This is a genomic window from Pseudomonas sp. GZD-209, from assembly GCF_049310485.1.
Taxonomy (GTDB): domain Bacteria; phylum Pseudomonadota; class Gammaproteobacteria; order Pseudomonadales; family Pseudomonadaceae; genus Aquipseudomonas; species Aquipseudomonas sichuanensis.
Map to the genome: position 1 here is coordinate 1 of NZ_JBMOWQ010000027.1, position 20,881 is coordinate 20,881.

General features: G+C 66.2%; 17 protein-coding genes and 4 pseudogenes. 10 read left to right on the forward strand and 11 right to left on the reverse strand.

Features of this window, described 5'->3' with window-relative positions:
* The first annotated feature begins 402 nt into the window (after positions 1-402).
* Both ACO6VM_RS04855 and ACO6VM_RS04860 read left to right on the forward strand, forming a co-directional pair.
* Entirely contained in the window at positions 403-1,701 is a 1,299-nt protein-coding gene (locus ACO6VM_RS04855; RefSeq protein ID WP_422402832.1) for an NAD(P)/FAD-dependent oxidoreductase, read from the forward strand.
* Positions 1,702-1,730: 29 nt separating this feature from the next.
* Entirely contained in the window at positions 1,731-2,096 is a 366-nt protein-coding gene (locus ACO6VM_RS04860) for a cupin domain-containing protein (RefSeq protein WP_011534256.1), read from the forward strand.
* 84 nt (positions 2,097-2,180) lie between these two features.
* Here the strand turns inward: ACO6VM_RS04860 and feaR are convergent, their stop codons facing one another.
* The 7 genes and pseudogenes from feaR to ACO6VM_RS04895 form a co-directional block, all read right to left on the reverse strand.
* The gene (feaR, locus tag ACO6VM_RS04865; protein ID WP_401057307.1) at positions 2,181-3,146 is read right to left on the reverse strand and encodes a transcriptional regulator FeaR; all 966 of its coding nucleotides are present in this window, start codon (positions 3,144-3,146) and stop codon (positions 2,181-2,183) included.
* Positions 3,147-3,472: 326 nt separating this feature from the next.
* On the reverse strand, positions 3,473-4,054 hold the full coding sequence (locus ACO6VM_RS04870; protein WP_422402833.1) for a DUF3156 family protein: 582 nt from the start codon (positions 4,052-4,054) through the stop codon (positions 3,473-3,475).
* Positions 4,035-5,534, reverse strand: a complete 1,500-nt coding sequence (locus tag ACO6VM_RS04875; RefSeq protein ID WP_422402834.1) for an APC family permease — start codon at positions 5,532-5,534, stop codon at positions 4,035-4,037. The genes ACO6VM_RS04870 and ACO6VM_RS04875 overlap by 20 nt, the downstream gene beginning before the upstream one ends.
* A 328-nt stretch (positions 5,535-5,862) precedes the next feature.
* Positions 5,863-6,096, reverse strand: a pseudogene (locus ACO6VM_RS04880) (methyl-accepting chemotaxis protein); the annotation flags it as partial.
* Between the two features lie 54 nt (positions 6,097-6,150).
* Positions 6,151-6,819 (reverse strand): annotated as a pseudogene (locus tag ACO6VM_RS04885) (PAS domain-containing protein); the annotation flags it as partial.
* Between the two features lie 102 nt (positions 6,820-6,921).
* Positions 6,922-7,848: a p-hydroxyphenylacetate 3-hydroxylase reductase component gene (locus tag ACO6VM_RS04890; RefSeq protein ID WP_125464010.1), complete on the reverse strand. Its 927-nt coding sequence runs from the start codon at positions 7,846-7,848 to the stop codon at positions 6,922-6,924.
* Positions 7,849-7,999: 151 nt separating this feature from the next.
* On the reverse strand, positions 8,000-9,169 hold the full coding sequence (locus ACO6VM_RS04895) for a p-hydroxyphenylacetate 3-hydroxylase oxygenase component (RefSeq protein WP_401057310.1): 1,170 nt from the start codon (positions 9,167-9,169) through the stop codon (positions 8,000-8,002).
* 339 nt (positions 9,170-9,508) lie between these two features.
* Between ACO6VM_RS04895 and ACO6VM_RS04900 the strand changes: the two genes are divergently transcribed.
* The 6 genes from ACO6VM_RS04900 (at position 9,509) to ACO6VM_RS04925 (ending at position 15,560) form a co-directional block, all read left to right on the forward strand.
* On the forward strand, positions 9,509-10,996 hold the full coding sequence (locus tag ACO6VM_RS04900) for an aldehyde dehydrogenase family protein (RefSeq protein WP_347149403.1): 1,488 nt from the start codon (positions 9,509-9,511) through the stop codon (positions 10,994-10,996).
* Positions 10,993-11,649, forward strand: coding sequence for a helix-turn-helix transcriptional regulator (locus ACO6VM_RS04905; RefSeq protein ID WP_401057311.1), 657 nt, complete (start codon positions 10,993-10,995; stop codon positions 11,647-11,649). Before ACO6VM_RS04900 ends, ACO6VM_RS04905 begins: the two co-directional genes overlap by 4 nt.
* 76 nt (positions 11,650-11,725) lie before the next feature.
* Positions 11,726-12,544: a molybdenum cofactor biosynthesis F family protein gene (locus ACO6VM_RS04910; RefSeq protein WP_422402835.1), complete on the forward strand. Its 819-nt coding sequence runs from the start codon at positions 11,726-11,728 to the stop codon at positions 12,542-12,544.
* Positions 12,541-13,332 (forward strand): SDR family NAD(P)-dependent oxidoreductase, encoded by a 792-nt coding sequence (locus ACO6VM_RS04915; protein WP_422402836.1) that lies wholly within the window; start codon positions 12,541-12,543, stop codon positions 13,330-13,332. The genes ACO6VM_RS04910 and ACO6VM_RS04915 overlap by 4 nt, the downstream gene beginning before the upstream one ends.
* Positions 13,329-14,096, forward strand: coding sequence for an SDR family oxidoreductase (locus ACO6VM_RS04920; RefSeq protein WP_422402837.1), 768 nt, complete (start codon positions 13,329-13,331; stop codon positions 14,094-14,096). Before ACO6VM_RS04915 ends, ACO6VM_RS04920 begins: the two co-directional genes overlap by 4 nt.
* A gap of 150 nt (positions 14,097-14,246) precedes the next feature.
* Positions 14,247-15,560, forward strand: a complete 1,314-nt coding sequence (locus tag ACO6VM_RS04925) for a hypothetical protein (RefSeq protein WP_422402838.1) — start codon at positions 14,247-14,249, stop codon at positions 15,558-15,560.
* A 425-nt stretch (positions 15,561-15,985) separates the two neighbouring features.
* On the opposite strand, the gene ACO6VM_RS04930 is transcribed toward ACO6VM_RS04925, so the two are convergent.
* Positions 15,986-16,864 (reverse strand): Dyp-type peroxidase, encoded by an 879-nt coding sequence (locus ACO6VM_RS04930; protein ID WP_125464003.1) that lies wholly within the window; start codon positions 16,862-16,864, stop codon positions 15,986-15,988.
* A gap of 182 nt (positions 16,865-17,046) precedes the next feature.
* On the opposite strand from ACO6VM_RS04930, the gene ACO6VM_RS04935 reads away from it, so the two are divergent.
* Positions 17,047-17,940 carry a bile acid:sodium symporter family protein gene (locus tag ACO6VM_RS04935; RefSeq protein ID WP_401057316.1) on the forward strand — a complete coding sequence of 298 codons (894 nt, stop codon included), beginning with the start codon at positions 17,047-17,049 and terminating at the stop codon, positions 17,938-17,940.
* A gap of 160 nt (positions 17,941-18,100) precedes the next feature.
* On the opposite strand, the gene ACO6VM_RS04940 is transcribed toward ACO6VM_RS04935, so the two are convergent.
* Positions 18,101-18,562, reverse strand: coding sequence for a sterol desaturase family protein (locus ACO6VM_RS04940; protein WP_422402839.1), 462 nt, complete (start codon positions 18,560-18,562; stop codon positions 18,101-18,103).
* Positions 18,563-19,003: 441 nt separating this feature from the next.
* Here ACO6VM_RS04940 and ACO6VM_RS04945 point away from each other — a divergent pair, with 441 nt between their 5' ends.
* Positions 19,004-19,717 (forward strand): MgtC/SapB family protein, encoded by a 714-nt coding sequence (locus ACO6VM_RS04945; RefSeq protein ID WP_422402840.1) that lies wholly within the window; start codon positions 19,004-19,006, stop codon positions 19,715-19,717.
* Here ACO6VM_RS04945 and ACO6VM_RS04950 read toward each other — a convergent pair.
* Positions 19,714-19,866, reverse strand: a pseudogene (locus ACO6VM_RS04950) (TraR/DksA C4-type zinc finger protein); the annotation flags it as partial. The gene ACO6VM_RS04945 and the pseudogene ACO6VM_RS04950 overlap by 4 nt on opposite strands.
* A gap of 2 nt (positions 19,867-19,868) precedes the next feature.
* Positions 19,869-20,879 (reverse strand): annotated as a pseudogene (locus tag ACO6VM_RS04955) (dihydroorotase); the annotation flags it as partial.
* Positions 20,880-20,881: the final 2 nt, after the last annotated feature.

Consider the following 20,881-nt stretch of genomic DNA (forward strand, 5'->3'; position numbering starts at 1 on the left):
TGTTTCGGGCCAATGAGTCCTGTGAAAGTACCGCTGCCCGCCTTGGTGCATGTCTTGAGTCAGGTGAAGCAGCGTTAGCGACCACGCCAGAACCGCGTCGTACCAACAAGGCGGACCAGGTGATGGCACAGGAAAGACTGGCCCGAAACAAATGTGGGAGCGGGCTTGCCCCGCGATGCGCCGCGCGGGCGGCGCTCGATCTCATAGGCGCTACAACCCTTTCGGCATACACATCGCGGGCGACATACGGTCTCAAGCCCACCACATCCCCCCGTCACACAGAATCAAATCCCTGGCACACTCAGGCAAGACACCTACCGCTCGTTAGGTGCCCAATAGCTGCCACAGCCAGCGCTTGTGCAAGCCCTGCTTCCTAACAATTCCAACTGTCCAGGCTGCGCCATGATCAACATCGAAACGCCCACCTATTACACCGCGACCAAAAAATACAACCTCAGCTTCCCCACCCTCGAAGCCGACATCGAAGCCGATGTGGTAGTGATCGGCGGTGGCTTCTCGGGCATCAACACGGCCCTGGAGCTGGCCGAAAAAGGCATCACCAATGTCGTCGTGCTCGAAGCCCGCTACCTGGGCTTCGGCGGCACGGGGCGCAACGGCGGGCAGATCATGGCCGGCATCGGCCACGACCTGGAAAAGATCAAGAGCAGCGTCGGCGAACAGGGCCTGCGCGAGATCTTCGAGATCAGCGAACTGGGCGCCGGCATCATCAAGGACCGCATCGCCCGCTACGCCATCGACGCCGACTTCTGCCACGGTTACGGCTACATGGGCTTCAACGCCCGCCAGGAAAAGACCCTGCGCGCCTGGGAGAAAGACTTCAAGGCGATCAACGGCAAGGACGAGATCCGCTTCCTGGGCGGCTCCGAGGTCAAGCAGATCATCGGCTCCGACGCCTACAGCAGCGCCCTGCTGCACATGGGCGGCGGCCACGTGCATTCGCTCAACCTGCTGCTCGGCGAAGCCCAGGCCCTGGTGGGCCATGGCGCACGGATCTTCGAGCACAGCCCGGCGCTGGAAGTGCACTACGGTGAGCGCATCAGCGTGCGCACCGGCCGTGGCTCGGTCAAGGCCAGCAAACTGCTGTGGGCCTGCGACAGCTTCCTCAACAAGCTCGAACCCGAGCTGCACGCCCGCACCGTCAACACCTACGCCTTCCAGCTGATGACCGAACCGCTATCGGATGAACTGATCCAGCGCATCAGCCCGATCCGCGGCGCCTACAGCGATATCCGCCCGGTGATCGACTACTACCGCGTCACCCGCGAGAACCGCCTGCTGTTCGGCGCCGCCACGCCTTTCGTGGAGCACATCCCGAAAGACCTCAAGGCGTGGAACCGCAACCTGATGCTAAAGATCTTCCCGTACCTCAAGGACGTGCGCATCGACCTCGCCTGGGGCGGCCCGATGGCCACCAGCGCCAACCTGTTCCCGCAGCTCGGCACCCTGAGCAACCGCCCCAACGCCTTCTACGTGCAGGGCTATTCGGGCTTTGGCGTCACCCCCAGCCACATCATTTGCAAGATCCTCGCCGAAGGCATGAGCGAAGGCTCCAGCCGCTACGACCTGATCAGCTCGGTCAAGCACGCGCGCATCCTCGGCAAGGACCACATTCGCCCACTGCTGCTGACCGCCGGCAAGACCGTGCATCAGCTGTCGGGCTTCTTCAACGGCCGCCGTTGAGCCTTTTTGAACTGACCAGGAGAACCACCATGACCCTTACCGCCGTCCGCCAGGGTGTGCAACTGTCCGAACTCGATGCCTGGGGCACTGTTGCCGACCTGGGTTCGACCATTCTCGAAGGCGAGGTCAAGTGCTACGGCAAGATGACCCACGGCGCGCCGACCGACCCGGTCAGCAGCGCTTACTTTGGTACCACCCAGGGCAAGTTCCGCATGGTCTACCCGTTCAGTGAACAGGCCGTGATCGTGACCGGGGAGATCCAGCTGACTGATGAGTCCACCGGGCAGGTGACCCGTTACAAGGCAGGTGATGCCTGGTTCGTGACCAAGGGCACGCCGGTGTTGTGGGAAGTGTTGAGCGAGACCTTCGTCAAGCATTACCTTGCGGTAGCCTGATCGAGCCATCGCGGGGCAAGCCCGCTCCCACGCCAAACGTTGATTGTGGCGTGGGAGCGGGCTTGCCCCGCGATCTTTTTTACCCTAACGCCCCGCCATCAGGGCCATGGCCCGGAAGTCCTTCGGCGACTGCTCGAACTGCTTCTTGAACGCCCGGCTGAAATGCGCCGAATCGGTGAACCCCCACTTGAACGCGATCGAGGTGATCGACTCGCGCTTGAGGAACGGGTTGGACAGGTCATCGGCACTACGCTTGAGCCGTGAACGCTGGATATACCGGCAGACACTGTCACCCTCCTCCTCGAACACTCGGTACAGATGCCGCACCGAAATGCTCAGGCGCTCGGCCAGGTTGGCCGGCGTCAGGCCGGGCTGGCCCAGCGACTCGTCGATGACCTTCTGCACATAACCGCGCAGGTTGCTGCCAGCCACGCCGCCCAGCGCGGCGGCATTGTGCTCGCCACGCTCGAAACCGGGCTCCAGCAGGGAAATGAATGCCGACTGCAGGGCATCGCCTTGCGCACCGCCTGCGTCTTCCTCTTCGCGGCACAACTGGTCCATCAGCAAATGCAGCATGCGCCCGCAGGCGTTGGTCGAGGAGATCTTGCCAAAGGCGGCGCCTTGCCCGGTCACGTGCTTGCGCACCTGCTCGCGGGACAGCGACAGCGAGACGTGCTCGATCAACCCGAACGGCGTGATCTCGCAAGGGCCGACCGAGTCCATCAACAGCAGATCGCCGGGTGACAATTGCAAGCTCACCCCGCCCTGGGTGATCCGCGAATAGCCCATGCGCTGGCTGACCAGGAAACAGTGCTGGTCGTCGTCGCGGTCGGGGTTGTCGCCGAAACGGCGGATATTGCCGGCATTGGTGCGCAGGTTGGCCAGGGCCAGGCCTGCGCGATTGAAGGTGGCGATTTCGCCGATGAACAGCGCTCGGTTGAACGCAAGTTCGGTCTGGAAACGGCCGCACACTTGCTGCATGGCGGCGGTCCAACGGTCCAGGCCGTCGGCTTCGGGCTGGGTGCTGCAGTGGGAAACGGGCTGGGGCATGGCAACCTCCACACGCGGGCATTGTTGTTATGGGCCAATTGTTAACATGTTATCCATTGACGCACAACTGTCATCTGTTGACCGGTGTAGAGAGCAGGTTTTATGCCAAGGGGTCTGGGGTTGCGCATGGGTTGAGAGTGCTGGGGCTGCTTTGCAGCCCTATCGGGGGGGGGGGGGGGGGAGGAAGGGGGGGGGGGGGGGGGGGTTGGGGGGGGGGGGGGGGGAGGGGAGTCTTCGCTGCTTCCTTCTCCCGTTTTTGTGCGTTCCCCTTCCCCCTCCCCCCCCCCCCCCCCCCCCCCCGATAGGGGCGCACAGCGCCCCTGCTTTCAAAACTCCCGAAGGATACGCTGCAGCGCCTCGAAGGCCTGCCAGAGATGCCCACGCTGATCAGCGCTGAGCGGGATATAGCGGCGGAATGCGGGCACCCGGTTGACCACTTCACTGGCCCCCATATGCTCCAGGGTGACCTGCCACTGGCCACCCTCGCAGCCAATGCTCAGGCGCTTGAAGTCCAGCGGCATCAGTGCTGCCTGCAAGGCACTGTCGTCGCTGATACGCGCCTGCAGCAGGTCGAACAAAGCCTTGTCACCACCCCGCTGCCGACAGGCCAGGCCCGTACGGCGCAATGCCCCGCGGTGATGCATGTCCAGCTGCACCGTGCCCTGCCCCGAGGCAGGCACACTTAGGCGGAACTCGCACATCACCAGGTGCATCAGCAGGTGGCTTTCGGTGCGTTCGCGCACCTCGACCACCGGGCCATCCTGCCGGTAGGTAAAGGTGAGCAGAGCTGCCCCGGATTGCAACTCCGTCAAACCGAGGTTGCGCTGCAGCCGCGCCAGGGTCGCCCCCGGCCGGTAGCCGGCCGGGGCGCGGGGGCCGGTCAGGCGTTCAAGCCAGCTTGCCGACATGCTGCACCTGCTCGCTGTGGAAGTGGCCAGGTTCGGCGCCGAACTCTTTCTCCAGCACATCCTCGACCCGCGCCGGCTGGAACGGGTTGACCTTCTGCACGCAGAAGGTCCAGAACAACGCGTAGGCCGCCGTAGCGCCCAGCATCACGGCAAACGGCACATACACATCGGCAGGGTTCATGCCCGGCGGGGTGATGAACCACATGCCCAGCAAGATGCCGATGCTGGAGACAATCTGCGGCAGCGGGAACAGCGGCGAGCGATAGGCGCGCGGCAGGTCCGGGCGGCGAATGCGCAGGATCACCACCGACAGCGTCACCAGCAGGTAGGCCGTGCTCCAGGCGCACACCGCCGCCAGCACCAGGTGCAGGATGTTGTCGGTGTTGCCGCCCAGGTACCAGGCGTGCAGGCACGGGATCAGCGCCACGACCAGGATGCACAGCAGCGGCGTCTTGAAGCGCGGGTGCAGGTAGGTGAACACCTTGGGCAGCGCCCCATCCACGGCCATGCCGTAGAGAATCCGCGGCACCCCGGCCATCAGTGTGTTGATGGTGGCCGCGCCGGCGAACAGGAAGCCGATGCCCAGCCACACCGGGCCGATATCGCCCATCACCTGCTCGGCGAAACGCGGGATAGCCATGGGTGTATCCAGCAGGTGCACGCCGCTGGCGGCGTCGAGCAGCACGTTCTCCACCTGGCGCTTCATCGCCGCGCCGTAGATGAACATGCAACTGGCCACGCCGAACAGGCCCAGGGCCATGGCCTTGGGCATCACCCAGGCCGAACGGCGCAGCTCCGGGGCCAGCGGGGTGACGAACTCGCAGCCGACGAACATGAACATGGCCATGCCCACCAGCGAGAGGATGGTCATCAGGTCGGTGCCGACCATCGATACGCCGAACGGCCCTTCCAGCTGCACCGCCGGCGCCGCCAGCAGGCCGAGCACGCCGAACACCATCAGCGTGGTCCACATGCCGAAGGTCAGCACCACTTCGGCGCGGCCGAAGGCACTCACGCCAAAGGCGTTGAGCACACTGAACGCCAGGACGAAGCCCACCCCCAGCAGCCAGGAGCCACCGGCGGATTCAGCAAGGGTATTGAGGTGCTCGAAGTTCACCAGCGCCATCACCCCCGAAAGGATGGTCTCGGCGGTGCCGGCGAACACATGCACGATCAGGTAGGCCGACAAGGTGCCGGTGATGGCGAAGAAGCGGCCCAGGCCGCAGTTGATGTAGTCGTACACGGAGCCGGTGGTCGGCAGGATCGCCGCCGCTTCGGCGAAGGTGGTCGACTGCGCGAGCATCATCACTGCCGCAATCACCATGGCCACGGCGAAGGCGCTGCCGCCGATGCCAAAGCCCATGGTGGCGGTGAGGATCACGGGGCTGGCCATGATCAGGCCGACGGTGCTGGCCAGCGCGGTGGGGAAACCGACGCTGCCGCGGTTGAGGTGCTCGGTGAGCTTATTGTTGATTGTCATGGGGTGGGCCCTGGCTGGACGAGGGAAAGATGACGGCTTGCCGGGCGCGCCGCAAGTGCTGGCGATCGCCGAGGGTGCCTGGTGGATGTCTGGCATCCATCGCGGGGGGGGAACAACCCCCCCCGCTTCTTGGGAAGAGGGCGGCCCACGGCGGGGGCCAATTTGTCATCCACAGTCTGTCCCCCCCCTCCCCTCCTTTGTTTTTTTATCTCCCCCCCCCCCCCGCGATGGGCTCGACACCACTACCCGATCACTTTGACTTTCCCCGCCACAGCGGTCTTGCCACTGCCTGCCGCCTTGCTTGTTGCTGGCTGCCAGTTCAGCCCTGCAACATCGCCTGGATCTGCTGGGTGGCCTGGCGGGTGCTTTCGGCGAGTTTCTTCACTTCGTCGGCCACCACCGAGAAGCCACGCCCCACCTCCCCGGCCCTGGCGGCCTCGATGGCCGCGTTCAGGGCCAGCAGGTTGGTCTGTTCGGCAATGCTGCGGATCACCCCCACGGCGGTGGCGATCCGGGCATAGGTGGCCTCGTTGTGCGCCTGCAACTGCTGGTGGCTGGCCTGGGCATTGCGCTCGTCGCTGATATCGCGCACAGCACCCAGCACGCGCACCAGCACCCCCTGCGAGTCACGCACCGCACGGCCGCGTTCGCGGCACCAGATGTAGCCGCGCTGCTTGTGATGCATGCGGTACTCGAACACGTATTCCCCGCTGGCATGCACGCCCAGGATCTCGCGCTCGAAGATGGCCATGATCTGCGCCAGGTCGTCAGGGTGGGTAATGCCGACCTGGGCATCCCAGCCATCGGCCAGCTCCTTCGGGCCGTAGCCCATCACCGCGCGAAAGGCATCGGACAGGCGCATGCGACTGTGCGGATGGTGCACGTCGCCCTGCGCGACCTCGATGTCCCAGGTGCCTTCGGTCAGGGTGGTTTGCAGCAGGTTCCAGAAATGCGCCTGGCGCTGGTGCCCTTCGCTGGCCTGCAGCTGTTGATCCAGTTGTTCACGCAACAGCGCGCATTCGCCCTGCAACTGCTGGTGTGCCGCTTGCTGCTGCGCGTTCATCCGTTGCTGGCTGGCCAGCGTTTCGCCCAACAACTGCAGCTCTTGTGCCTGCGCTTGCAGCTCCCGCGCCTGGCCTTGGCGCTGCTGCTCCAGCGTTTGCAGGGCCTGCAACAAGGGCGGGTGGCGGCGCACCTCCACCAGGCTTTCGGCAATCTCGCCGCGGCCAAAGCGGGTCAGCGCCTCGGCCAGCGTGGCCACCCAACGTTCATTGCGAAACAGCATTCACGCCCCCTTGAACCATCGAACAAAAGCGCGAGTTCAACCCAAGTCGGCGGCCGCCGTCTTGCGCCGGCCTGCCGTTGGCTTGACCTTGGCTGCCAGGGTTCAGCGGCTGATGATCGCCTTGAGCACGGTCTTGAAGGTCTGAAGCTGTTCCTCGCTGAACTGGCCGAACACCTGGTCCTGCTGGGCCTTGGCAATGCTCCACAGCCCTTCGGTCTCGATGCGCCCGGCCTCGGTCAGGCATACCCGGCCGTTGTCGTCGGTGACCAGGCCCTTGCGGGTCAGGTTGGCGATGGCCTCGCTCACCTCACGTTCGGGCATCGCCACTTCGCCCAGCAGTTCGGCCTGGGCCAGCCCGGCGTCGTGTTCCAGCACCATCAGCATGCGTGCCTCGCTGGTGCGCAGGCCGGTGGCCAGTTGGCGCGGCTGGTAGCTGGCCTGGTAGGCGCGCAGGGCCTGGGTCATCAGGTAGTACAGGTTGTGCTGCAAACGGCCCTGGAAATGGCTGCTGGCCGGCGCGCCTTCTGCGCGACGGGTCATCCGCGTATGCGGCAGGACCATGGAGTAGGCGCCCTGGTGGTACAGCAGCGGTGAGCGGCCGAGGTCATCGAAGGCCAGCACCTTGCCGACCAGGATCCAGTGGTCGCCGCCGTCCAATTGCTGGAACTTCTGGCAGCGAAAGCGCGCCGCGCAGTCGGGCAGCAAGGGCGCGCCGCCCTCGCCTGCCTGGTAATCGATACCGGCAAAGCGGTCGTCACTGGGGCGGGCGAAGGTATTGGACAGGTCGATCTGGTCAGCGGCCAGCACGTTGACGGCGAAGTGCTCGGCGGCGTCGAACACGGCGTGGCTGCTGGAGCGTTTGTCGATGCTCCAGAGAATCAGCGGCGGATCGAGGGATACCGAGTTGAAGCTGTTGGCCGTGACGCCGACCTTGTTGCCGGAGGCGTCGGCGGCGGTGATCACGGTAACGCCGGTGGCGAAGTTGCCCAGGGCGCGGCGGAAGGCACGGGTATCGAAGGGGGTGGACATGCAAGGCTCCAGGATTGTTCTTGTGTAGGGCGGTTGCGGCCTCATCGCGGGGCAAGCCCGCTCCCACGGGGTGAAAGTGTGGGAGCGGGCTAGCAACCCCTCCCCGTTGGGGGGAAGTGGCCAGCTCCCCCCCCCCCCCGCGATGACTTGCTCAGGTCATCGCCGGATCCGGCTCCAGCCCCATCAGCTCACGGCCGAGGATCTGCGCGCAGACGTCGTAGTCGGTGTAGGCATGGGCACCGGTCATGTGCGCATCGCGGAACAGCCGCTGCATCTCGCTGCTGTCGAACCAGGCGCCGCCACCGGCGGCTTCCATCAGCCGGTCCACGGCCTGGATGCACAGCTTGACCGCATAGCCCTGGTTGGTGCGCCAGTAGGCCAGCTCGGTACGGGTCGGGTATTGGTGGCGTGCGCTGAAATCGGCGATCTGCTCCCAGCTTTTTTCCAGCAGCGCACGGGCCGCGGCGACCTGGTGGGTCGACTCGGCCAGGCGCATCAGTGCCGGGGTGGCCGCGCCGACCGCCGCGCCGGTGTAGGCCCGCACGCGGTTGCGGGTCTTGTCCTTGAAGGCTTCGAGCATGCGCTCGGCGATGCCCAGGCTGACGGTGGAGAAGCCACTGGCGAAGTACGGGCGGTACGGGTTGAAGTAGATCGCGCTGTCCGGGTACAGGCCGAAGCCCGCCGAGGTGCCCTCCATCATGTCCTTGGCCCTCTGGATGCGGTGCTCGGGCACGAAGGCGCGCTCGACCACCAGCGTGCGGCTGCCACTGGCACGCATGCCGGCGGCGAACCAGTCGTCGCGGATCTGGTAGTCGCTGCGCGGCAGCACGGCGAAGCAGTAGTCCTGGCCACCCTGCGGGTTGGCGCGGCGAAAGCCCATGATCGCCCACTCGGCATGATCACAGCCGCTGCTCCAGCCCATCTCGCCGCTGAACAGCACGCCGCCCTCGACCTCTTCGGTGCGACCGAACGGGGCGATGCTGCTGCTGGCGGTGGCGTGCGGGTTGTCGCCCCAGACTTCGTCCTGCAGTTGCTTGGGGAACATCGCCAGTTGGTGGCTGTGGGTGCACAGCAGGCTCATGGCCCAGGCGGTGCTGGCGCAGGCGCCGGCCAGGGCGGCGATGCATTCGGCGAACTGCGGCAGGCTGATTTCCAGGCCGCCATAGGGCTTGGGCAGGAAGGCCTGGTGCAGGCCGATGCCTTTGAGCAGGGCAATGTTTTCGGCGGGCACGGTACGCTCGCGCTCGGCCTGGTCGGCGCGGGCGGCGATGGCCGGCAGCAGGGGCTTGAGGTCTTCGAGCAGGGAATTTGGCTTTTTCATGGTCTGGCTCATTGTTATTGGACCCTGGCGAGCGCTGCCTGGTGGTGGCGGCTCGCTGATGAATGCCGGGTCAGTATGGGAGCCTGGGGTGCGGTGGAAAATGCAACTTCCGCACCTCGGATTGTATTTTTCATGGGGTGGCTTTGTGGCTGGCAGGCAGGGTCATGGGGGTGGCAGGGGTAGGCAAGAACACCGAGTACGCAGGCGTTAGGCTCGGGATATGAATACGTCCCTATCGCGGGGCAAGCCCGCTCCCACGCCAGTCGCCCAAGTTGCAAACGGGGTTGCGTGGGAGCGGGCTTGCCCCGCGATTGAACACTGTCTTGCGGAGCCCAAAGCATGAGCGACATCCCCCTCCTCCCCAGCGTTACCGCGTTCCTCGCCCGCCACCACGGCCTGTACATCCACGGCCAGGCCATCGCCAGCCAGTCGAGCGCCAGGATCAAGGTGGTCAACCCGGCCAATGGCGAGGCCATCGCCGAAGTGGCCGACGCCTGCCAGGCCGATGTCGAGCAGGCCGTCGACTCCGCCCGCCAAGGCTTCAACGCCTGGTCGCGCACCAGCCCCGCCGCCCGCGCCGCGGTGCTGTTCAAGCTGGCGGACCTGCTCGAAGCCAACCGCGAAGAGCTGGCCCAGCTGGAAACCCTGCAATCGGGCAAGCTGATCAACATCGCCCGTGCCTTCGAAGTGGAACAGGCCGCGCACTTCTTGCGCTACTACGCCGGCTGGGCGACCAAGATCACCGGCCAGACCATCACCCCGTCGCTGCCCTCTTTCGCCGGCGAGCGCTACAGCGCCTTCACCCTGCGCGAGCCGATCGGCGTGGTGGTGGGGATCGTGCCGTGGAACTTCGCCACCATGATCGCCATCTGGAAGCTCGCCTCGGCCCTGACCACCGGCTGCAGCATCGTGCTCAAGCCCAGCGAGTTCACCCCGCTGACCCTGCTGCGTATCGCTGAACTGGCCACCGATGCGGGCCTGCCAGCGGGCGCGCTCAACGTGCTGACCGGCGGCGGCCTGGTGGGCAAGGCGCTGGTCGAGCACCCGGGCACCGACAAGGTGTCGTTCACCGGCTCCGTGCCCACCGGCATCGCCGTCGGCCAGGCGGCCATGGGCGCCAAGCTGACCCGCGCAACCCTGGAGCTGGGCGGCAAGAACTCGGTGGCGTTCCTGCCCGATGTCGGCATCGACAAGGCGGTGGACGGCATCATCGAGGCGGGCTTTCTACATTCCGGGCAGATCTGCGCGGCGGGTGAGCGCTTCTTTGTCCATCGCTCGCGGATCGAGCCGATGCTCGAAGCGCTGTCGCACCGTTTGGGGCAGCTGAAAACCGGCTCGCCGCTGGACGAGAGCACCCAGTTCGGCCCGGTCGCCAACAAGCCGCACCAGCTGAAGCTGGCCGAGCTGTTCGCCACCGCCCGCGCCGAAGGCAGCCAGATCATCCACGGCGGGCGTATCGGCGACGGCCCGGGCTGCTTTGTCGAGCCTACGGTGATCCTCGCCAACAGTGCCGCCGACACCCTGCTCAACCAGGAAACCTTCGGCCCGGTGGCGACCTTCCTGCCATATGACGACGAAGAGCAACTGCTGCACCTGATGAACGCCACGCCCTACGGCCTTTCCGCCAGCCTGTGGAGCAACGACCTGGGCAAGGCCATGCGCCTGATCCCGGAGATTCAGGCCGGCACGCTCTGGGTGAACATGCACACCCTGCTCGACCCGGCGGTGCCCTTTGGCGGCATCAAGGCCTCCGGCATTGGCCGTGAGTTCGGCTCGGCGTTCATCGACGACTTCACCGAGCTCAAGTCCGTGATGATCCGCTATTGAACCTGCACGACAACCTGGGCCGATACTGCCTGCAGGCGTTCAGCCAGCAGGTACCGGCGGCGCTGGCGGCGTTCTACCGCATCGATGCCGGGCAGCAGGCCTGCGATTTCCTGTTGCAGGACCTGCAGGCGCCCATGCATGCGCGCTACTTGCAGCACTACCGCGCCTACGACCCGCTGCAACCGGCGCGCTGCCTGGCAATCGGCACGCCGGTGGTATCGCTGCGCCAGGGCCTGGCCCAGTTGCCCGAAGCCCAGGGCAACACCTACCGGGGCTTTCTGGCCCGGCACCAGGTGGTGGATGTGGTGGAGATCATCGCCCAGGTCGGCGGCCGGCCGCTGGCCGGGGTGTCGCTGTTGCGCTGCGCAAGCCAGGGCGAGTTTCGCCCCGACGAGCTGCAGCGCCTGCTGCCCTTGCACGGGCTGATGCAACTGGCGGTGGCCAGCCAGCCCTTGGCGCCAAGGCCGGCAGCGGTCGAACTCACCCCCCGCGAACGGCAGATCGCCGAACTGCTGCGCCAAGGCCACAGCAACAAGCTGATCGCACGGGCGCTGGAGGTCGGATTGCCCACCGTCAAGACCCACCTGATCAACCTGTTCCGCAAGCTCGGGGTGAGCAACCGCACCGAGCTGGTGGCGTTGCTGTTTCTGTGACTCAACCTTCCGGTTGATACCGGGCCGCCGCGCCGCGTTGCACCCTGTGGGCACCTAAACCCCAGGAGTCACGCACATGTCCAAACCCTCCGACTGGATCACCGTAGGCGCCCTTGCCGAGGGCTTCGCCCCGCAAGCCTTCATCCTGCCGCAACGCGCCGACCTGAGCGGGCGCAGCCTCAGCCTGCACTTCGCCAATGGCTGGCTGATCGAGCACCGTTTCGATACCGATCAACTGCACTGGCACGCCGCCGACGGCCATAGCCAGGGCTCGGCCAGCTACCGCGCCACCTCGGTGCGCGACGGCATCTACCTGGTGGATTTCATCAAACACGAAGGCGGCCAGGCCTGGTCGGTATCGCTGGTGCTCGACACCCTCAGCCAATCCTTCACAGCCGTACTTGGCCGCTTGCCGGGCCAGGCCCGCACCCAGCGTGGCCTGTACGACCTGGCCCTGGCCGGTGAGGCGCTGACCGGCGTCGAGGCCACATTCCTGCACGGCACCCTAGACCGCCCCTGGCAGGATGGTGCCTGCCCACACGCGCCGACCCGCGAGCTGGTGGGCCTGCGCAATCACTACCGCTACAGCCCGACCGAGGAGTACGAGCACATCTACCTCAACCCCGACTACTACAGCTGGCAGTGCCTGAAGGGTGTCGAGCAGGGGCTGTGCGACACCGACCGTGCCCATTACTACAAGATCGCCGAACAGCTGTACCTGTTCGTCTGGTGCGAGAAGATCGTGCCGACCCTGGGCCTGGTGATGATCGACCTGCAGCAGCACCGCAGCGACGGCAAGATCTTCGGCTACGAGGGCGGCAGCTTCGATGCCCTGGCCAACTTCCCGGTGTCGTCGTATTGCCGGGTGCTCAACCGTACGGAGTACCCGCAGTGAGCCGCAGCGTGCTGATCACCGGGGCCGGCAGCGGCATCGGTGAGGCCTGCGCCCTGCGCCTGGCAGCCCAGGGCTGGCAGGTGGCGCTGGTGGGCCGTCGCCGCGAGGCGCTGGAGCGCGTAGCCCAAACCACCGGCGGCCTGGTGTTGGCGGGTGATGCGGCCGACGGCGCCACCTGGCGCGGCTTCATCGAACAACTGGACGCGCGTTTCGGCGGCCTGGATGCCGTGATCGCCTGCGCCGGCGGCCATGGCCTTGGTCGGGCCACCGAGACCAGTGACGAAGCCTGGCAGGCGGCACTGCGCAGCAACCTCGACAGCGCCTTCCACACCGCCCGCGCCTGCCTGCCGCTGCTGATGCGGCGGCGCGGCAGCCTGGTGCTGCTGGGTTCCATCGCGTCCTTGGCTGCCGGGCCCGAGGTGTGCGGCTACACCACGGCCAAGCACGCGCTGGTCGGCCTGAGCCGTTCGCTGGCCCGCGACTACGGCCCGGCCGGCGTACGGGTGAACTGTGTATGCCCAGGCTGGGTGCGCACGCCCATGGCCGATGAGGAAATGCAGGTGCTGATGGCCCACCACCAGGAAGACCTAGACGCGGCCTATCGCAGGGTCACGGCCGACGTGCCGCTGCGTCGCCCGGCCAGCAGCGACGAGATCGCCGCCGTGTGCGAGTTCCTGGTCAGCCCGGCGGCGAGCATCGTCACCGGCGCAGTACTCACCGCCGACGGCGGCGCGACCGTGGTCGATGTGCCCACCCTGCCCTACACCCGCCTGGCGCCACAGCCATGAGCGCCCGTCACGATTTTCAAGAGTGCACGGTGCTGGTGACCGGTGCTGCGGGTGGCATCGGCCAGGCCATCGTCGAGGGGTTTGCCCGTGCTGGAGCGCGGGTGATTGCAGTGGACCTCGACCCGGCGGCGCTGCGCCAGGTGGTCAAGGTGCAGCTCGCCCTGGGCCATGAGGTGGAGGGGCTGGCCGTGGACCTCGCTGACGAACAGGCAATCGCAACCCTGCTGGCCGGCCTGGAACGCCTGGACGTGCTGGTACACAACGCGGCGTATTTTCCGCTCACCCCCTTCACCGACATCACCCCGGCTCTGCTGCAACGCACGCTGGCGGTCAACCTGGGCGCGCTGTTCTGGCTGACCCAGGCGGCGCTGCCGTTGTTCCGTCGCCAGGGCGGCGGCTGCGTGCTGGCCACGTCATCGGTGACCGGCCCGCGGGTGGCCTACCCAGGCCTGAGCCATTACGCCGCGTCCAAGGCCGGGGTCAATGGCTTCATCCGCAATGCCGCGCTGGAGCTGGCCCCCCTGAACGTGCGGGTCAATGGCGTCGAGCCGGGCATGGTGCGCACCCCGGCCATGGGCAACCTCGGCGACCCGGCCCTCAATGCGCGGATCGCGGCCGGGGTGCCCCTCGGCCGCTTGGGCGAACCCAGCGATATCGCGGCGGCGATGCTGTTCCTCGCCTCGGACGCGGCGGCCTACATCACCGGCCAGACCCTGATCGTCGATGGCGGCGCCACCCTGCCCGAAACCCTGGCCAGCTCCTGAGCCGCCCTGGCGGCGACGTGCAAGTGGGCTGGCAGCCACGGGCAAGACCCGCCCCGGCGATCCACGCGCTAATGGTCCGTCGCTTCAGACACCTCTGCCTCCACAACAACGCGGCACTCAAGACCGCACACAACAAACGAGGAACGATCCATGCGTCTCACTCCACGTCGCACCGCGCTGGCCACCGCCCTGGCGCTGCTGGTCAACGGCCAGGCCAGCTCGGCCTACGAGCTGTATGCCGACGACGACACCCACCTGAATGCCGATATGCTGGCGGTGTGGGGCATGTTCAACAGCCGCCACAACTACGACGGCACCCCCGGCGGCTCGACCTGGCGCGAAGGGTTCATCAAGTACGGCCTGAGCGGCGACCAGGGCCTGGCCGGCAATGGCAGCCTGTATGGCGCGTTGAACTGGGTCAGTTCCGGCGCCTGGGGCGATGGCGATGCCGGCGGCAACCAGGATGGCAGCGAACGCACCACCAAGATCGAGGATGCCTACCTGGGCTGGCGCTCGGGCGACCTGTTCCCGCTGCTGGGCAAGGATGGCGTGAATGTCTCCGGTGGCCGCCAGGTGATCAAGCTGGGCAACGGTTTCCTGATCAACGACGACGGCCCCAACCTCGGCAAGGGCCCGGCCGATGGCCAGCTCAACCGCGGTGGTGGCTTCTACCTGGGGGCCCGTCACGCGTTTGATCGCACGGCCATGTTGCGCCTGGGAGGTAACGAGGGGCTGCATGGCAGTGTGCTGTGGTTGAAGTCCGACAACCGCGCGCAGGCCGAGACCGAGTTGGCTGCCGGGACCCTGGACTACACCAATGAACTCGGCACCCTGGGTTTGACCTACATCCACGGGATCGACGTTGCCGACCAATGGGCCAGCGAGTTCCAGAAGGCCCGCGAAGGCATGGACGTTTACAGCTTGCGTGGCGAAGGCAGTGCCGGGCTTGAGAACACCCGCCTTGCCTTTGAGTACGCCTGGCAGGACAAGCGCGGCGGCCATGAAACGGCCTGGTACGCCGAGGCGGGCTACACCTTCGCCGAGGCGCCCTGGGCGCCGCAACTGACCTACCGCTACACGCGTTATTCGTCGGGCTGGGACTTGCTGTTTACCGGGCTTTCCAGTGGTTATGGCACCTGGATACAGGGTGAAGTGGCGGGCAACTATGCCGGGCCGTTCAATACCAATAGCGGGATTCACCACATCGGGCTCAAGGCCACGCCGCGGGACAACGTCACGGTCGGGGCGTTGTTCTTTGACTTCAATACGGTGCGAACGCGGGACACGCTCGATCTCGATGCTCAGGAGCTGGACGTGTATGTGGAGTGGGCGGTGAATGAGCACCTGATCGTTACGCCGCTGGTGGGGTTGTTCAAGCCGCGCAAGGATGAGAGCAATGGGGGGAATCAGGTGGGGAGTGGGACCAATGTGTATAGCCAGTTGACGGTGGCTGTGCCGTTTTGAGCGTGAGGGCGGACAAGTGCCAGGCGCAAGCCTTGCAGCGCTCTTGAGATCGAGCGCCGCCCGCGCGGCGCATCGCGGGACAAGCCCGCTCCCACATTTGTTTCGGGCCAGTCTGTCCTGTGCCATTACCTGGTCCGCTTTGTTGGTACGACGCGGTTCTGGCATGGTCGCTAACGCTGCTTCACATGACTCAAGGCATGCACCAAGGCGGGCAGCGGTACTTTCACAGGTCTCATTGGCCCGAAACAAACTGTGGGAGCGGGCTTGTCCCGCGATGCGCCGCGCGGGCGGCGCTCGATCTTGAGGGCGCTGCAAAACCATCGGCGAGCACCTGGGACCTTCACTCAACCATCTTCGAAAGCTCGCAAAGGCCCCTGCTTATAGCTCCGAAGGCCCCAAAAAACGCCCCCAGAGCCAGCAAAAACTCACCCCAACAACACCCGTAAATCAGCCCCCGCCTCACCCATCGGCGGACACCAGTAATACCCGCCACTCAAAGGCCGGCTGAAGCGGTAAAGCCCATCAACCACCCCATCCTCCAGCCCACTCATACGCCGCAGCTGCACCTCGAACGCATCCAGCGAGTACCCCAGCGCAACAAACGCCAGCCCCGCCCCACGCTCATCGGCCCAAGCCACCGAACGCCGCACGACAAACGCCTCGGGCTCGAAGCTCTCCTGGGCCGTACGCTTGACGTGCGCCGACTCCGGCGCGTCATCGAGCTCCTCGTTGTCGCTCAGGCGCCGCCCGATGATGTTGTCCTGCTCATCCTGCGGCAGCGCCTTGAAGTAGTTCAGGTCATGCTTCCACAACTGGAACGCGGCAAAGCTGGAGCCGGCCAGGCCAGGTACGTCACCTGGAACGATGGCGGCATCGACCGCGTCCTGGTCCACCGGGTTTTCCGTACCGTCCTCGTACCCCGTCAGGTCATGCCCGCCGCGGTGCAGGAAACCATCGACGCTATCGACCAGGCGCAGCGCCGGTGCCAGCATCGCTTGCAGCGCCTGGGCCCGCAGGAACAGCTCGCCACGCTCCTCGCCGCGCAGCCACAACCACAGCGCGTGCTGGGTCGCCGGGTTCTCCACCACGGCGTCCAGTTGCGGGAAGCTGCGCAGGCCCGGCACTTCGCGGCCCAGGGCCTTGGCCAGCGGCGCGCCGACGCACAGGATCAGGCTCTGCCCATCGACTTCGGCGATCAGCTGGTCGAGCACGGTGGGCAAGGCCTCATGGCAATCGAGGGCGAAGAACAGGTGGCGGGCATGGGCCGGCACCGGGGTGGCAAGCAGACCTTGCTGGAACGGCATGACAGGCTAATCCTTCGGCAAAACGCAGATGCTACTGCGCCAGGCGCAGCATCGCAACGCGACGCAGGGCCGCTGGGTCCGTGGCTTTGGTAATAAATGGTTACCAAGTATGGCTCTTTGCGATTAGCTATCGTTCAGCCGCCACCTAGACTGCTCGAGATCCTTCGCCCGAGAGACCACCCATGACCGCCTCGCCGCTGCTCACCGCAATCCTGCCCCTGGCTCTGGGCATCATCATGCTCGGCCTAGGGCTGTCGCTGACCCTGGCCGATTTTGCCCGGGTGGTGAAATACCCCAAACCCGTGGTCATCGGCCTGGCCTGCCAGATCCTGCTGCTGCCCCTGGTGTGCTTCCTGATCGCCAACGGCTTTGGCCTGGAGTCGGCGCTCGCAGTGGGCCTGATGCTGCTGGCCGCCTCCCCTGGCGGTACCACAGCCAACCTGTTCAGCCACCTGGCCCATGGCGACGTGGCCCTGAACATCACCCTCACGGCCGTGAACTCGCTGATCGCCATCCTCACCATGCCGCTGCTGGTCAACCTGTCGCTGATCTGGTTCATGGAGTCGGACCAGGCCATCCCGCTGCAATTCGCCAAGGTGATGCAGGTGTTCGCCATCGTCCTGCTGCCGGTGGCACTGGGCATGCTGATTCGCCACTGGGGGCCGCGCTTTGCCGCGCGCATGGAAAAACCGATGAAGCTGGTGGCGGCGCTGTTCCTGGCCTTCACCATCGTCCTGGCGCTGGCCAAGGACTGGCAGACGGTGGTCGAGTACGCACCGATCGTGGGTGGCGCCGCGCTGCTGTTCAACGTGCTCAGCCTGGGGGTGGGTTACTGGCTGCCACGGCTGCTGAGCATCCCGAAACGTCAGGCGATCGCCATCGGCATGGAGATCGGCATCCACAACGGCACCCTGGCCATTGCCCTGGCACTGAGCCCTTCACTTTTGAACAACGCGACCATGGCAGTGCCAGCGGCGATCTACAGCCTGATCATGTTCTTTACCGCAGGGGCCTTTGGCTGGTGGGTGAGCCGGGGCCATGGGGTGGAGAAGGCAGCTGGCCAACCTGCGAACTGAGCCCATCGCGGGGCAAGCCCGCTCCCACGCTCAAGTTCAGTGGCTGCAACGTGGGAGCGGGCTTGCCCGCTTGGGAGGGTGTGTGCGGGGGGGGGACATCCCCCATCGCGGGGGGGGGGGGGGGGGAGGGGGGGGGGCCCCCCCCCCCCCCCCCGATAAGTCAGCCCCGACGCCGTTTGAGCTGCTGTTTCAAAACCCGCAACGGCGGCGCATAGAAGAACCCGAACGACACACTGCCCTGGCGGCCTTTCACCGCATGGTGCAACTGATGCGCCCGATGCAGGCGCTTGAGGTAACGGTTGACCGGCTTCGGCGCCCGTGGCCAGTGCCGGTGAAAAAAGCCGTCATGGGCCAGCACGTAGGCCATGCCATACCCCGCCACGCCGCCGCCCACCCACTGCAAAGGCGCGTGCCCGGCCTTGCCCAGTGCCACCAGCGCCGTGGCGATCAAGCCCAGGGCGACAAGATACAGGTCATTGGTTTCCAGCATGCCCAGCTGCGGTTCATGGTGCGAGCGGTGCAGCCACCAGCCCCAGCCATGCATGACGTACTTGTGGGCCAGCGTGCCGACGCCCTCCATGGCCACCAGGGTGCCGAACAGCACGGCGAGATTGAACAGCATGGGAGGGTCCAAGGGTTGGCAACGAAAGCCGCAAGGGTACCACTGCCCAGCGCCGCTGTTCCATGAAGGCCGCCCACCTGCACGCGCCCGCCGTAACACAAATGTCATGCGCCCAGCCTTGACCCTGCCAGGCTCAGGGCGTAAGGTCCGCCGCGCATTCAAGCATCCCCCGCACAGGAGACCCCTGCATTGGACAGTAGCCCCAGTCGCTTGCGACAGGCCCACATGGCGAGCTAGTCCGGCAGTGTCCCTGCCACTGTCTCGCCGCACTCGGTAGACGGTGGTTTTCTCAGGTCTCAGACGGCCTACCCCTCCTCCTCTTCCCCCGCCCCGCCACTTCGTTGGCGTGCCGGCCCGTGGTCCTGCGCATTCACCGTTTTCAACCGCGCCGCTGTGCAAGCGGCGCCTGCATGGGCCAAGGCCTGTGGAACGAGGTTCGCTATGGATTGGAAAATCTTTCTGCTGCGCGTGAGCGTGGCCCTGGTACTCGGCGCGCTGATCGGCGCCGAGCGGCAACTGCGTCAGCGCCTGACCGGCCTGCGCACCAACGCGCTGGTCAGCACCGGCGCCTGCCTGTTCGTGCTGATGACCCAGGCCGTGCCGGGCATGAGCCCCAGCGATGCCTCGCGCATCGCCGCCTATGTGGTGTCGGGCATCGGCTTTCTGGGCGGTGGCGTGATCATGCGCGACGGCTTCAACGTACGTGGCCTGAACACCGCCGCGACCCTCTGGTGCACCGCCGCGGTCGGGGTGCTGTGCAGCCTCGGCCTGTTGCTGGAGGCCGCGTTGGGCAGCCTGGTGGTGCTGTGCGCCAATATCCTGCTGCGTGACATCGCCCAACGCCTGGACCGCCAGGAGGTGTTGCCGGCCAGCGAGGTCGAGCAGCGTTTCGAAGTGCGCATCGTCTGCCGCGCCGAGGACGAGATCCAGGTGCGCAGCCTGATGCTGCACAGCCTCAGCGACCCAGGCCTGCGCCTGCAGTCGCTGCACAGCGAGGACCTGGCCGACCCTGCGCGCCTGGAAGTGCGTGCCGAACTCTTGGGCAACCCGCAGGCGCCCGCCACGCTGGAACGCCTGGTCAGCCGGGTAAGCCTGGAGAAAGGCGTCAGCTCGGTGCGCTGGCAGCTGCAGGCCCTGGCGCTGAACAGCGATTAAGCGTCGTGGCGCAGATGCCGCTCCCGCAGCTCCTGGCGCTCCTTGGCTTCGATGCTCAGGCTGGCGGTGGGCCGCAGCAGCAGGCGGCGCAGGCCGATCGGCTCACCGGTTTCCTCGCACCAGCCGTACTCGCCACGGGCCAGGCGCTCCCCGGTAGCGCGTGCTGCACCAGCGGCAAGCCGGCCGGCGCGCGGCTGTAGGTTCGGCGCTTTTCCTCCAGCGTGTGCGGCGCATGGTCGGTGCCGATCACGTCGATGCGGTCCTCGGCCAGCGCCCGGCGCAGCGCCTCGCGATCGCTGGCGGTCTTGATCGCCGGGTTGCACTTGATCAGGTGGCCGAGGCTGGCGTAGTCGCTGTCGTCGAAATGCAGGTGGTGCAGGCACACCTCGGCGGTGATGCGCTTGCCGGCCAGCGGGCCGGGCTCGAACAACGCCAGCTCCCGCGCGGTGGTGAGGTGCAGCACGTGCAGCCGGGTGCCAAAGCGCCGGGCCAGCTCGACGGCCAGGCTGGACGAGCGATAGCAGGCCTCGGCATCGCGAATCAGCGGATGCGCGGCCGGCGGGATGAACTCGCCGTGTCGGTCGCGCCACCAGGCCTCGTTGTCGAGGATGCTGGGCGTGTGTTCGCAATGAGCAAGGACGATGGTCGGCGCATAGACGAACAGTTTTTCCAGCACCTGCGGGTCGTCCACCAGCAGGTTGCCGGTAGACGCCCCCATGAACACCTTGATCCCGGCCACCTCACGTGGGTCGAGGGCGGCAATGGTGTCGAGGTTGTCGCGGCTGACGCCGAAGTGAAAGCCATAGTTGGCCTGCGACCCCGCCGCCGCCCGGCGCCGCTTGTCGGCCAGGGCCTCGCGGGTCAGGGTTGGCGGGCTGGTGTTGGGCATGTCCATGAAACTGGTGATGCCCCCGGCCACCGCCGCCCGCGACTCGCTGGCGATGCTGCCTTTGTGCGGCGCGCCCGGCTCGCGGAAATGCACCTGGTCGTCGATCATCCCCGGCAGCAGGAAGGCGCCCTTGGCGTCTATCTCCCGATCTGCGCGCACGTTGTCGATGCTTGCGTCGATCCGCTCGATGCGGCCGTGGCGCACCAGCAAGTCGGCGTCGAACTCACGCCCCTCGTTGACCAGCCGGGCATTGCGTACCAGCAACGTGTCCATGC